Source organism: Methanolobus sp. (assembly GCF_016278385.1).
GTDB lineage: Archaea > Halobacteriota > Methanosarcinia > Methanosarcinales > Methanosarcinaceae > Methanolobus.
Genome location: NZ_JADQBY010000021.1, coordinates 83535 through 96625, shown reverse-complemented (window position 1 = coordinate 96625; position 13091 = coordinate 83535). Strand labels below are relative to the sequence as shown.

The following is a 13091-nucleotide window of genomic DNA, read 5'->3' as shown; positions in this document are numbered from 1 at the left end:
AATTAGTTATCAGCAGCATTTAAAACATTTAATATCCAACACCCGGCATTAAACTATAAATAGACAACATACAACCCAGGAAAGTATAAGAATTTTTTAAGATTACTTAAGATAATTATGAAAAAAGCTATTCGCATACCAATAGAAAATGCAGAAAGCATGAGACTCAAAATAGCAGAGTCTGGCAAGCTTGATCCTGAAAGGAAGATAAAGGTTATTGATAATGGAGAACGCTTTCTTGAGATACCTGTTACTGATGATATTGAAGGATTTGAGACTCGCATTCAGGAAGATGTTCTGCTTTACAACAAATGGCTCTCACTTAGAGAAATACTGAAAAAAGAGGTTACGGCAAATGAGCTTAAAATGCTGCCAGCCGGGTGGCAGATACTGGGAGACATAATTCTTGTCACGATCAATCCATCCATTGACAGCTTAAAAGAAAAAATTGCAAAGTCCCTGCTTCAGATGTATCCATCATGCAGCACCGTTGTACGTGACTATGGAATAAGCGGACAGTTCAGGCTGCCGGAAAGAGAAGTACTTATCGGCAACAGTACGGAGACCATAAACAAAGAGAATGGCTGTCTGTTCAAGCTTGATGTTACAAAGATAATGTACTCTAAAGGAAATTTTCATGAAAAAGCACTTATGAGCAATATTGGTGCTGATGAGACAATTGTGGACATGTTTGCAGGCATAGGATACTTCACAATCCCTATGGCAGTCCATGCCAGGCCAGCAATGATCTTTGCCATTGAGATTAATCCGCAATCATATGCATACCTTCAGGAGAACATAGTTCTGAACCACGTGGAAAACATAGTTGAAGCAAGGAACGGTGATTGTGCTGAACTTACACCTGAGGGAATAGCAGATAGAGTGATCATGGGATATATTGGTACCACACACCACTATCTTGAACACGGAATCAAAGCCCTAAAAGATAGTGGTGGCATCCTTCATTATCATGAGACAACACCCGAAAGCCTCATTTTCACAAGACCTGTGGAACGTATACAGCAGGCAGCTTCAAAAACAGGCAGGCAGGCAGAGATACTGGAATGCAGAAAAATAAAGAAATATTCACCGGGTGTGTGGCACGTTGTTGTGGATGCCCGGATAAGCTAAAAAATGAGAGTTGATCATCCCATCCGGAAGATGATTGTAAGTTAGTTCCTGTTCGTTTTGGCTTGTTCTAAACTTTCTTGACCTCGTTGGTCATGTCTGCATCGATGATGTAATCAAAATCAATATGATCGGGCCAGTTGCAGTTTATCAGCATTGACTGGAAGCAGACACCTATAATGAGCTTCTTCTCTGCATCCTTTAAGAGGGCATCTACAAGGTCTTTCATATTTTCAGGCTCGACACCTATCTTTGGCATTGCAAGTCCTCCCAGCAGGACAACAGTATCTGCAGAAGGATCTGCTTTCTCTCCAAGCTGCATCCCGTGAGATGAATGGACTATCATGCGTGCCTCATCTGAACGAAGGTCAGGAAGGAACACAATCTTCTTGTCGGTGCCTCTGAGAACGAATGCCATGAGTTCTGCAAATGGTGTGCAGAAACCGACCGTACCGATAAAAGTGATACTCCGAGAGTCGCTGACAAGTTTCCTGAATTCGGTAAGCTGGCCACCTATACCTTTTGAAGTGTTTATGATTTCCATTAGACTGTCTCCAAAAGAAAAAAGTAATACAACCTTTAAGGTTGTATCGGTATTATTTAAGAATGTTAGAAAATCAGACTTCTTTTACACCAAAGGATTCCAGGAGAATACCAGGGTTTATCCTTCCACTTGTGAAGGACTTCTTGGACTTGGTATCGTTCACTGTGATCTTAGCTGGTGCGAACATTCCTGCATCAACCTTGAAGAAGTCAAATTCTGCTTCCTTGAAAGTTGTGTAGAATGGTTTTCCAAAGTCTCTAGAGGTTGTGGATGGGACCTTCTTGACAAATTCTTCCAGTTTCTCAGCATCTCCATACTCGACAGTGTAGTATGTCTCACCACAATAGATGATACAGTCATTGGTTGAACCCATGCACTTTGTATCATCACCGACTACTGGTGCAATTGGAGCAACACCAAAACCGCTCTTGATCGTGTTGATGTCGTAACCGATTGATTCAAGTTTGTGGATACCTGTTTCAACAACACGTGCGGAAATCTGGACACATCCTGCAATTGAAGCTGTAGGTGCAACAGCAATATAAACATTCTCAGGGTCTACGCTGCAATGTTTTGCAATATACTCTACGACTTCTTCGTTTGGCAATGCGCTAGATTCCATTACAAGGACTGCAAATTCGGAATCGTCCTTGTAGCCTATCTCTTCGTACAGTTCTTTTGGTTTAAGACCCAGAGCCCTTGCAGGACCTGAACCCATGCCGAAATATTTTCCGACTGCAATTCTCCAACCTGCATACTGGGATGCCATACATGCGATTGTTGGGTGATCGGTAGCTACCTGAATAGCTGGTACCGGAAGACCATTGAGATCGAACTTGGTGTAGCTTATGTCTGCAAGGTCTGCAAGACAAAGACGGGACAGATACATACCCGCATCGTATCCACCTTCTACATTCACACCACAGTCAATGACAGTAGCACCGTTATCAAGCTCTGTGGACTGAACCTTCAGTTCTTCTTCCCAGTCAAGCATTTCATCGATTATAGCTAATCCCTTTTCGTTGACACTTATCACGTTTATCACTCTTAACCTGTTAATCGAGTGACATTAGGCACTGGAGAATATATAATTATCTGAAACTAGGCATTTATACACAACACATTAAACAATTAAAAATAGTAAAATAAACAGCCACATGCGAACTGGTTATAAGTGGATTATTTTTTATAAGTTTACGATATTATTTAGTTTCACATCCCCATGCTATCAACAAACAACACACTCTAATTTACTCATTCCATTGAACATTACCTTTTGTTTTCAGGGGCAACGAGACAACATATCATCATTTTTCTAGATACCGAGTGCTATGTCAAAACATTTGATTGCTTCTTCGAGGTTGCCCAGTTCCTGGAGAGCTTTGCCTTTCATTCTCCAGAGGTCCTTGTCGAGGGATGCCACTTCGGAGGGAGATGGGTGTCCCATTCGATATTCTGCCATTGCAATGTTTATTACACCCGTAATACTTGAATATTCACCAGTTTCAACGAGTTCTTCTGCCCACACACTTATGCAATTTTCAAGGGTAATAGAATGTGCTGATTTTAGTCTTGCTATATGTACTACAATGACACAATAAGTAATAAATCATTTTAGTATGTGTATTATATTATGAATTTAACAGTCCAATAAATTAAAAGAGAAATATCCCAGAAAGGATTTCATACTTCTTTTTTAAGGGTCAGCCAGAAGATACTACCTTTACCTTCAGGATTGTCTTCTACAGCAATATCCTCTTTGTGCAGGTTTACTATCCTTTTTACAATTGCAAGACCAATGCCATTACCACGTATATCCTCTTTATGCAAGCGCTTAAACCGTTCAAATACAGAAGTTTTGCTGGAATTGGGTATTCCATCTCCCTGATCAATGAAACTTATTTTTAATTTATCACCATGGTTAGCAAAATCAATTGTTATTGTGCTGCCTTTGGGGCTATATTTTATAGAGTTGGATAACAAATTAGCGAATACCCTCTCCATCATAGGATTTGCAATGGCATAAGAATCGGTTTTTAGCTGAAGTTTTATGTCTATGTCTTTTTCTTTAGCCGGGGCAATAAAGTTATAAACTGTATCCTGCAACATCGATGAAATGTCAATCTTCACAAAACTGATATCATCTACATATTCAAGTTTTGCAAGATGGGCCGCATCTTCTATCAGATTAATTAATTTATCAGTGCTAATATTCACATTTGAAAGCAACTGCCTCTTGCCATCATCTGTCTCCTTCTCAAGAAGCATGCCAACAAAGGATTTAATAAGTCCTGCCGGATTAAGCAAGTCATGACGCATGACATCCATAAAGAGATCTTTTAGATCATTTGAACATTTCAATTCTTCCGCATATTCTTTGAGTTGCTGTCCAGCTTCTTTTATATCAGTAATATCCTCACCTGAGATTATAATGCCTATAATATTACCTGAAGCGTCAAGCAGCGGAGAATCATACCATTTAAGAAGTCTCTCCTCACCCGTATTTATGATGACAGGAAATTCACAGTATTCATATGCTTTTTTGGCACCTGAAATAAGACCTTCATAATGTTGCTGTATGTCTTTTACCGAATAATGAGGAACAAAAGACTCTACCCACTTTTTGCCGATCAGTCTTTCAAAACTGTGGCCAAGAAAATCAGATCCTTTTTTATTAATATGTGTTATCTTATATTCAAGGTCAAGTACTGCAACAAGCACACCAACGTAATCAAGATACTGATAAGCTTTATTTTTTTCTGTGAGAAGAGTATCGTGCTGCTCCTTTATTTTGAGAAGGGAAGTAATCTTTTTATCAAGCTCAAATTTTCTAACCGGTTTTTTTAAGAATTCATTGGCCCCTGCATCCATCCCCCTCTGATGATCAGCTTTGTCAGTGAGAGCAGTTACCATAATAACAGGTATAAAATTTATCTTAAGGTCGTTACGGATTATACGGCAAACGTCGTAACCATCCACCTCAGGCATCATTACATCAAGAAGAATGAGATCAGGTGATTCCGTTTTGACTTTTTCCAGTGCATCTCTGCCATTGTAGGAAATTACAATATCATATGCATCCCCAATATAAGCTGAAAGCAACTCTACGTTCAATGGCTCATCATCTACAATAAGAATCTTATGTTTAGCTGACATCATTCAGTATAGAAAATAAATCTACATTTATATAAAGATGTCTAATTATTTTGGTGTAGTTCTATTGTTGCTCAAAACGAGAAGCAATGAAGTAAACCATCATCTGGCCTTGTCCAATTGCTCGACGCAAAATGGACAAAAAACCGGGGAAACAGCAAGATCCAGACTGTTACCACAATAAGGACAAAATGATATGATACTGCATCACTGTCACCCAACTTTTCAAGCGATTCCACTGCATTGCACCTTGTATCTGCACTGGAAAAGACACCTTTTTGCAGTTTTTTACCGCAGAAGTGAACTCTTTGCTTTTTTCGGATGTAGCGCTCATTAGCAATTCCAGAGCATTATTGGGAATGACAGATAAAAATATAGCTATATATTTTTTGTACTGGTGACATTTGTCCTGATAATTACAGAATCTATAGAGTCACAACAGGCGCTTGAAAAGATACAGAAGACATAGTTTCCTGAACCTTTATGTATCATATTGTAAGTTACTTAGAACTCGTCATCCTGAGCATAACTCCTTCCCAGTTTCAGGGCAAGTTCCGCTTTTTTAAGCTCCTGACCCAGATATGCAGCATGCTCCATTCTTGAGACAAGCTCCATTTTAAGAATTGTATCCATTACCTCTCTTGCAGTTTCACCAACGATGGAAGCACTGTCGTGTTCAGCAAGGATCTGTCCTCCTTTCATTCCTGAAGATTCTGGAATGATACTGACCCTTATGCTGCCCTTTGGGTCCAGTGTCCACATCCTGCTCCTCTCTGCACAAACGAAGGTTTCAGGGAGAACGGAATCCGTACGTCTCCTTTTCTCTTTTATCTCTATAAGGTCTATACCAAGGTCCTTTGGAGAACTCTCACGCTCCCTTGCAAGCATCATCATCTGAGATGCCTTTTTCAGTTCGTTGATAGAACCCTGTGTCTTGTTGCTGTACTCAGGAGTGAACAGGATACTTGCACCAAGGTCAGCACCTATACCACAGAGTGTCGCATTGACACCGGTTGAATCTGCATCGATGAGTTCTGTCACGTTACCGATACCAAAGAATACAGGAATATCGGGATTCTGCTCATGGAACTCCATGTACCGGACAATGGAATCACCTATGCCGTGTCCTATCGGGTCAAGAACAGGGTCGGCTATGAGTTCCTTTACACCTGTTTCACGGGCAAGTTCCATATTCCTTATCAGGCTGTCAAAACCCTCGCCCGGATCAGGAATCACCACAGCAGGAATTTCTGCCTCAGCAATACGTGGACCAATAATCGATATATTGTTGCTGTCAAGGCTCAATACAAGGTCTATGCCACAGTCAAGGGCCGCATTGATCAGATTAGGATCAAGTGTATCGATACTTACCGGAAGAGAGGTCGTATCACGCGCTACCCTTACGGCACGGCGTACATCTTCTGGAGTTGCGTGCAGGGACGCACCAAGATCTATCATATCCGCACCCTTCTTCTCAAAACTGCTTATCCTCCGGGCAAGTGTTTCCTGGTCCATTCCTGTGGCATCCACAACCTCTGCCAGTACTTTCATGCGGGAATTGCCGCCTACTTTTATGTAACCTAGCTTCATGGGTGTGGTGGCAGCATCCTCGAATTCCCGGACCTTTTCAAGTGCCATCTCCCTTCGGACATCGGCAAGTAGCTCACAGGCTGGCACGTCCTTAGAGAACTCCATCTTATCTACAAACGGGAGTACAAATCCCAGATCATAGGCATGCTTCGGACCAAGACGTATCCTGCATCCAAGTTTTGCTCCAGCCTTTGTGAAATCACCTGCCACAAGACCAGGGATGAAAATGAGACCATAATCTGAATCTTTGACCTGCTGACCTATCGCAGCAAGGAGTTTACGAGGAGTGATGAATGCAGCGATCCTGGTATCAACAACAACGACATCGGCAAGATCGCCAACTACACTCCTTACAGTCTTTTCAGCAAGTCTACCCGTAGCTACAAGTATTTTCATGAATGGAAATAGTAGTGAAAGTAAAAAAGAATAACTGCCAATTATAAGCTTAAAATTGGCATGTCCGGAATATACCGGACATCGTGTTAAAATGTCAGTGGATTATATCGATTATTGAACCACCATTATTTCGGGTGTGGATTGGCTCAACGACCGGACGGCCTACCCTGTTTACAGCTGTGCTTGCACGCCTGTATGCACGAGGTTCATCGGGTGCCCTGTTTGAAACCGGTGCACTCTCATAAGCAATGTTGCACTGAGGATGACCAAGTATCTGTGCTGACTGGACACCTGTCATGATAGCCATTACACGCACCTTGCCCTCATATTCTGGACTGATACGTGCACCCCAGATAACATTTGCACTGGATGATAGCTCGTATGTGAGTGAAGCAGCGATCTCCTCGGCTTCCTTAAGACTGAGGTCAGGTCCACCTGTAATGTGTACAAGACTGCCTGTTGCACCTCTGTAATCTACATCCAGAAGTGGGTGATTGAGTGCTGCACGAACCACATCGTCACTCTTGTCCTGTGTCTTGCTTTCTCCTACAAGCATTACAGCAACGCCACCACAGCTCATGATAGCTCTGATGTCAGCATAGTCAATGTTGATAAGTGAAGGCTGAGTAATTGTCTCTGTAATACCTTTTACGGTCTCAGAGATGATCTGGTCCATAACTGAGAATGCCTGGTCTATTGGAAGATTTGGCACATACTCAAGGAGTCTGTTATTGTCAAGCACAATTACTGTGTCTGCTGCACGGCGGAATTCCTCAAGACCTTCTTCTGCCTTGACTGCCCTTGCCCTTTCAACCCTGAAAGGACTGGATACCATACCTACAACAATTGCGCCCTGCTCCTTTGCGACCTCAGCAACTACAGGAGCGACACCGGTACCGGTTCCTCCCCCCATACCAGCTGTGATGAAAACAAGGTCTGCATCTTTGAAAATATCTTCAAGGGTACCACGTGCAAGTTCCGCTGCCTTGGCACCAATTTCCGGATAACCTCCGGCACCAAGACCACGGGTGAGAGTCTTTCCCACAAGGATCTTCTTGTCTGCACGGATTAGATCAAGGTGTTGCTTATCAGTGTTAATTGCCACTGTTTCGGCACCTTCAATACCCATGTTGTAAAGTCTGTTAATAGTGTTATTACCTGCACCACCACATCCAACGATCATAATCCTGGGCTGGCCAAGAATATCAAATGCATCGTCAACTGCGATCGACTGGCGGTACTCTTTCTCTTTCTCTGTGTGTTTTAACGCTTCCTGAACTATTGATTGCACTTTCATCCCCTCACGGATATGTGTCACTTCGGTATAGTGTACTTGGTTTTTAGTTGTTGCTCGATTTTAACTGTAACCATTTATCAACGTTTATTAACGTTTCGAAATTCTGTAATTGCTCTATTCGCCTTATTCTTTTTATACTTATCCTTTTATGCAAGTGGAAAATGGCAACTGAACACCCACTGACAACCAGAGAAACATCAATTTTAACCATTCCTCTGCAAGTCTGATGATCAGACGTTTCATTTATCTTAACTGCATAAGGCCCAAAAGAAAAGGGACGTAAAGCTGACATTTGTCAAACTCTACATTTAATAATATAAGTATATAAATTTATCCATGAATATTATTATATTTATATTTACTATATAACTATGAGACCTATTATTTTATTCACGCATATTATTCCCTGAAAATTTATATAGACTTTTTACTATAGACTTTTTACATGTATAGTGACAAAATATAATACCTTTTAAAATGAATTAGAGCCATATTCTATTAACACTAATGCCGGAGAGTTTTTTTGGACGGAACAAACATTGCACTAACAATCTTTTTTCTTTACTGGCTGGCTGTAATATTGCTGGAAAGAAAAGGAATATTGAAAAAATACAATATAAGCACCTATGGCCCTGTCCTGATGATCAGGACCACACATGGACTACATCTTCTGGACAAGCTTGCAATTCCAAAGAAAGCATGGCGTATCTACGCAGACATAGGTATCAGGCTGATGTTCATTGGAATGATAGCAATGTTTTTAGTAATCATTCTATCTGATATTGCAATGCTTAACTCTATTGGAACTAATTCAATGCCGGAACCCGGAAAATTCAATGAAGCAAGGAACATCTTCCTTATCCCGGGTGTAAATGAGTTCATACCATTTACCTGGGGCATAATTGCACTTGTTGTCACTCTTGTAGTACACGAATTTTCACATGCAATCCTGTGTCGCGTAGAAGATATCAGAGTCAAGTCCATGGGAATCCTGCTTGCAGTGGTCCCCATCGGAGGATTTGCTGAACCCGACGAAGAAGAACTTTTTGGAAAAAAGGAAGAGGAATTCAACGATGAGAACGATCCATACGGGGACCGCCGACTTGGAATAATCATTGGTGAAAATGAAAAGAAAAGAATCACCAAAACAGACAAAAAAATAGCAACCCGTACACAAAGAGCACGTATTCTGGCAGCAGGAGTAATGGCAAATTTTGTAGTTGCACTGATTGCATTCAGTCTTCTCTTCGGACCTGTGCTTGGTGCAATGTCACCACTTGGCGACACAATGATCGTTGATGTACAGGAAGGAAGCCCTGCATACGCAGCTGGTATTCGGGAGGACATGGTAATTACCCAAATAGATTATACAAAAATAAGGAACGTCAACGAACTGCTACAATATCTTGATGGGCTTGAAACGGGGGCAAAGGTCACAGTCTATGCGGCGACGGACAGGGTAGTATCAAGCTATGAAACTGAAATAGTGGACGCAGCTATCGGGCCCGCGGGAATAATTATACAAAGCATTGTTGAAGATTCACCTGCATCTGAAGCAGGACTGGAAGCAGGAATGAGTATCCTGTATATAGATGGAAGCCCCATACGCGCATATACCGATTTCCAGAGTATCATGACCACTACTCAACCTGGGCAGGAAGTGATTATTGGGATTGGTACTGAAAACGCTGAAAACACAACCGAATATAGCGTCATCCTGGCACAACACCCGGATGTTGAAAACAAGGGATTTCTTGGTGTTGTCACCAGCTCTGATGGCCCGGTTGTAACATCTCTTGGAATAAACGTTGGAGAATTCCCGGCAGCAGCATACCTTGACCTCTTTAGAAGCATACCACAAATGCTTAAGGGCCTGACAGGATGGATCATACTTCTGGGACTGCCTATAATTGGTTTTACAGGAGAAGGTTTTCCCGGATTTAGCGGAACCCTTGCACAGTTCTACGAACCTGTGGGATGGGCAGAACCCTTTGGAATAGGAGTATTCTGGCTTGCAAACGCCCTTCTCTGGATCGGATGGCTCAACTTCTATGTAGGGCTTTTCAATTGTCTGCCCGCTGTACCACTGGACGGAGGACACGTATTCAGAGATTATATGAATGCATTCATATTCAGAATTACTGGCGATGAGGAAAAAGCAGAGCGTAAATCTGCAATGATAGCTGCGACCTTTGCAATGCTGATACTAATGTCATTCCTGTTCATGATATTTGGACCATATATAGTGCATGGATTCTGAGAGTGATCTCTGAAAGCAAGCTACACAATAAAGGTGAAGCGAATGAAAAGAGGGCACTTCTGGCATAAGAACTTGATGCGAACGGTAATAGGAGCTCTGGCCATCATAATGTTCTATATGCTTCTTTTCATTCGTATAATGATCCACGAAGGTCAGCTTGAGCATGCAAACTTCTATGATGCTTTTTACTGGGTTGTCAGCACCCTTACAACTGTAGGATATGGAGACATCACAGTAAGATCCCATTTGGGTAAAGTATATGCAGTCTTTGTGCAATTATCAGGAATACCACTTGTTTTTGGGATTCTCTTTACCCTTGCAATAATACCATGGATGGAAAAGATAATCCATTCAAATATTCCTACAAAAGCTCCAAAGAAACTCAGTGATCACATAATTATATGCGGATATAACAGGCTTATAGAAACGTTGATCGAAGAACTGAAAGAGAATGATATTCCCTATATTCTCGTAGAAGAAGATGCAGAACTTGTCAAAAGTTTACTCAAGCGTGATATTCACTCTATCTACGGAGATGTTTACGAGGAAGAGACACTAAAAAATGCAAATATAAAAGATGCGCACTTCCTTATTGCAAATCGCTCAGATGAACTGAATGCGAATGTTATTCTGACGGCACGCAACATCAGTGATTTGAACATAATTGCTATAGTAGAAGACAGGTCAAATAAAAAATACCTGAAATATGCAGGTGCTACCAGTGTTGTATCCCCGAAGGAAATGTTTGGCAGATTCATCGGAAGAAAAGCAGCTGATCCATTTGTAAACAGGCTCACAGGAGCAACAGAATTCTTTGAAGGTGTGAGCATTGTGGAACTGCCAATTTACCCAAAAAGTCCCTTGATAGGAAAAACAATGAAAAATGCAGCCATTAGAGAGAAAACAGGTGCAAATGTAGTGGGTATCTGGAAAGGAGGAAGCCTTACTTTTTTCATCAGACCTGATGATATCATCAAGGACAATTCAGTACTGCTTGACATTGGTTCAACCGAACAGCTTTCCAGTCTGAAGAAACTGACACAATATATGGAGTGACTTTCATGGAAAATATAACATATAAAGGGCATCTCGTAGTGCTTGGATATGGAGATGTCGGCAGAAGGGTAGTAGAAACTCTGAAGTATGCAAATATTAAGTTCACAGTTGTTGATTCTAACACCCATGGCTTTGAAAATGCAGATTTTAATTATGTTATAGGAAATGCAACAGAAGAAGATATTCTCATACAGGCAGGTGTTCCGAATGCATCCACAGTAATTGTGTCCCTAAACGATGATACTGATGTCATGTTCGCTATTCTAATAGCCCGCGACTTGAATCCACAATCCACCATTATAGCACGGGCAAATTCCTACAAATCAATTGATAAGATCTACAAAGCCGGTGCAGATTATGTAGCAGCGCTGCCAATTGTTGCCGGGCAGATGCTGGCAAAAATGACATCTGATTGCCTTGATGCTTCATGCAAGAAAATGGATGAAGATATCATGTTATATGAAGGCATAGAAATTGAGAAACACACAGTTACAAGTCATAAGGAACTTGCAAATAAAACGGTTGCAGATATTGACTTGAGAAAAAAAATAGGTTGCACCGTTATAGGAATTGAAAGGGATGGACAAATTATCACTGACATACTTCCATCCACAGTTATACTAAAGGATGATATCATTGCCGTTGTAGGTGGAAAGGAAGAAATATCAAAGTTCAAGGAAAAATATGTAAAGTGATAGATCAAAAACAACTGCCTTTAGGGATTGTTGCTAAATGGAAATAATTATTCTTGCCCTTATTGTATTTTGTGTATCAGCACTTTTTTCTATGATCGGGCTGGGCGGAGCTATATTCTATGTACCATTTTTTTACTGGTTAACCGGGGATTTTATTTCTTCAATTACCATTGCACTACTTTTAAACACCATTACCTCCGGGTCTGCAGCCATCACATATATCAGAAAACAGATGGTCGATTTCAAAATAGCAATCCCTTTCATAGTTGCCTCCATGACAGGAGCGCAAATTGGGGCATTTTTTACAAAAATAGTACCAGTAAATTTGCTCCTTTTTATGTTTGCTCTTCTTATGATATTTGTAGGAGAGGAAATGATATTTTCCAAAGCCAGAATATTGTATCAGGATAAACAGATAGAAGGAAATGCAAAATTTATGTTAATAGCGATTTGCGGGTTCATGATAGGTATGGCATCAGGCCTTCTGGGAATAGGAGGTGGCACATTCATTGTACCCTTGCTGCTAATATTGGGATTTAACATTAAAAGAGCCGCAGCAAGTTCAGGATTTATAGTGCTCTTTACATCCCTGTCAGCCTTTGTAGCGCATGCAGCATCATGGACCCCTGATATCCACATGGTTATTGCCGTGGTAATTGCATCATTTATGGGTGCACAGGTGGGATCCCATATTATGCATAGCAAAATAAGACCAGAAACTCTGCAAAAGATGTTTGGAGTCATTCTCTGGATTATGGCACTTAAAATGATATTAGGACTTATATAATAGAAAGGTTTAATACAGGAAGCAGCAATCAGTAGTTGCTTTGCGGGCTTGTAGGGTAGCCAGGATATCCTGATGGGCTTCGATGTGACCAAATGGTCCGGAGATACCCATCGACTCGTGTTCGAATCGCGGCAGGCCCGTTTTTTAATTATTACTGAAACATACTCTTTTAAAAATGTGTAGAG

11 protein-coding genes and 1 tRNA gene are annotated in these 13091 nt (G+C 41.1%); 6 read left to right on the top strand and 6 right to left on the bottom strand.

Features of this window, described 5'->3' with window-relative positions; translation table 11 throughout:
• The first annotated feature begins 117 nt into the window (after positions 1-117).
• Entirely contained in the window at positions 118-1131 is a 1014-nt protein-coding gene (locus tag QZZ23_RS09760; protein WP_292469456.1) for a class I SAM-dependent methyltransferase family protein, read from the top strand.
• A 67-nt stretch (positions 1132-1198) separates the two neighbouring features.
• On the opposite strand, the gene QZZ23_RS09755 is transcribed toward QZZ23_RS09760, so the two are convergent.
• From QZZ23_RS09755 to ftsZ, 6 genes are all read right to left on the bottom strand, one after another.
• Positions 1199-1672 (bottom strand): DUF2124 domain-containing protein, encoded by a 474-nt coding sequence (locus QZZ23_RS09755; RefSeq protein WP_292469454.1) that lies wholly within the window; start codon positions 1670-1672, stop codon positions 1199-1201.
• A gap of 73 nt (positions 1673-1745) precedes the next feature.
• Positions 1746-2708: a methenyltetrahydromethanopterin cyclohydrolase gene (gene mch / locus QZZ23_RS09750; protein WP_292469452.1), complete on the bottom strand. Its 963-nt coding sequence runs from the start codon at positions 2706-2708 to the stop codon at positions 1746-1748.
• A 279-nt stretch (positions 2709-2987) separates the two neighbouring features.
• Positions 2988-3200 carry a tetratricopeptide repeat protein gene (locus QZZ23_RS09745; RefSeq protein WP_292469450.1) on the bottom strand — a complete coding sequence of 71 codons (213 nt, stop codon included), beginning with the start codon at positions 3198-3200 and terminating at the stop codon, positions 2988-2990.
• Between the two features lie 155 nt (positions 3201-3355).
• A complete protein-coding gene (locus QZZ23_RS09740) occupies positions 3356-4831 on the bottom strand; it encodes a response regulator (protein ID WP_292469447.1) in 1476 nt (491 codons plus the stop codon).
• A gap of 498 nt (positions 4832-5329) precedes the next feature.
• Positions 5330-6811 carry a dihydropteroate synthase-like protein gene (locus QZZ23_RS09735; RefSeq protein ID WP_292469446.1) on the bottom strand — a complete coding sequence of 494 codons (1482 nt, stop codon included), beginning with the start codon at positions 6809-6811 and terminating at the stop codon, positions 5330-5332.
• Positions 6812-6905: 94 nt separating this feature from the next.
• Positions 6906-8102 (bottom strand): cell division protein FtsZ, encoded by a 1197-nt coding sequence (gene ftsZ, locus QZZ23_RS09730; RefSeq protein WP_292469445.1) that lies wholly within the window; start codon positions 8100-8102, stop codon positions 6906-6908.
• A 529-nt stretch (positions 8103-8631) separates the two neighbouring features.
• On the opposite strand from ftsZ, the gene QZZ23_RS09725 reads away from it, so the two are divergent.
• The 5 genes from QZZ23_RS09725 to QZZ23_RS09705 all read left to right on the top strand — a co-directional run bounded on the left by QZZ23_RS09725 (position 8632) and on the right by QZZ23_RS09705 (position 13046).
• Complete coding sequence (locus tag QZZ23_RS09725; protein WP_292469443.1) at positions 8632-10368, top strand: site-2 protease family protein; 1737 nt, start codon at positions 8632-8634, stop codon at positions 10366-10368.
• Between the two features lie 42 nt (positions 10369-10410).
• A complete protein-coding gene (locus QZZ23_RS09720) occupies positions 10411-11424 on the top strand; it encodes a TrkA family potassium uptake protein (protein WP_292469442.1) in 1014 nt (337 codons plus the stop codon).
• A 5-nt stretch (positions 11425-11429) separates the two neighbouring features.
• A complete protein-coding gene (locus QZZ23_RS09715) occupies positions 11430-12119 on the top strand; it encodes a TrkA family potassium uptake protein (protein ID WP_292469440.1) in 690 nt (229 codons plus the stop codon).
• Positions 12120-12156: 37 nt separating this feature from the next.
• Positions 12157-12906 carry a sulfite exporter TauE/SafE family protein gene (locus QZZ23_RS09710; RefSeq protein WP_292469437.1) on the top strand — a complete coding sequence of 250 codons (750 nt, stop codon included), beginning with the start codon at positions 12157-12159 and terminating at the stop codon, positions 12904-12906.
• Positions 12907-12950: 44 nt separating this feature from the next.
• Positions 12951-13046: transfer RNA gene (locus tag QZZ23_RS09705), tRNA-Arg, on the top strand.
• Positions 13047-13091 lie beyond the last annotated feature (45 nt).

Coding starts and splice junctions, on each gene's coding strand:
- QZZ23_RS09760 (WP_292469456.1), top strand. CDS start 118: ATGAAAAAAGCTATTCGCATACCAATAGAAAATGCAGAAAGCATGAGA.
- QZZ23_RS09755 (WP_292469454.1), bottom strand. CDS start 1,672: ATGGAAATCATAAACACTTCAAAAGGTATAGGTGGCCAGCTTACCGAA.
- QZZ23_RS09740 (WP_292469447.1), bottom strand. CDS start 4,831: ATGATGTCAGCTAAACATAAGATTCTTATTGTAGATGATGAGCCATTG.
- QZZ23_RS09735 (WP_292469446.1), bottom strand. CDS start 6,811: ATGAAAATACTTGTAGCTACGGGTAGACTTGCTGAAAAGACTGTAAGG.
- QZZ23_RS09720 (WP_292469442.1), top strand. CDS start 10,411: ATGAAAAGAGGGCACTTCTGGCATAAGAACTTGATGCGAACGGTAATA.
- QZZ23_RS09715 (WP_292469440.1), top strand. CDS start 11,430: ATGGAAAATATAACATATAAAGGGCATCTCGTAGTGCTTGGATATGGA.
- QZZ23_RS09710 (WP_292469437.1), top strand. CDS start 12,157: ATGGAAATAATTATTCTTGCCCTTATTGTATTTTGTGTATCAGCACTT.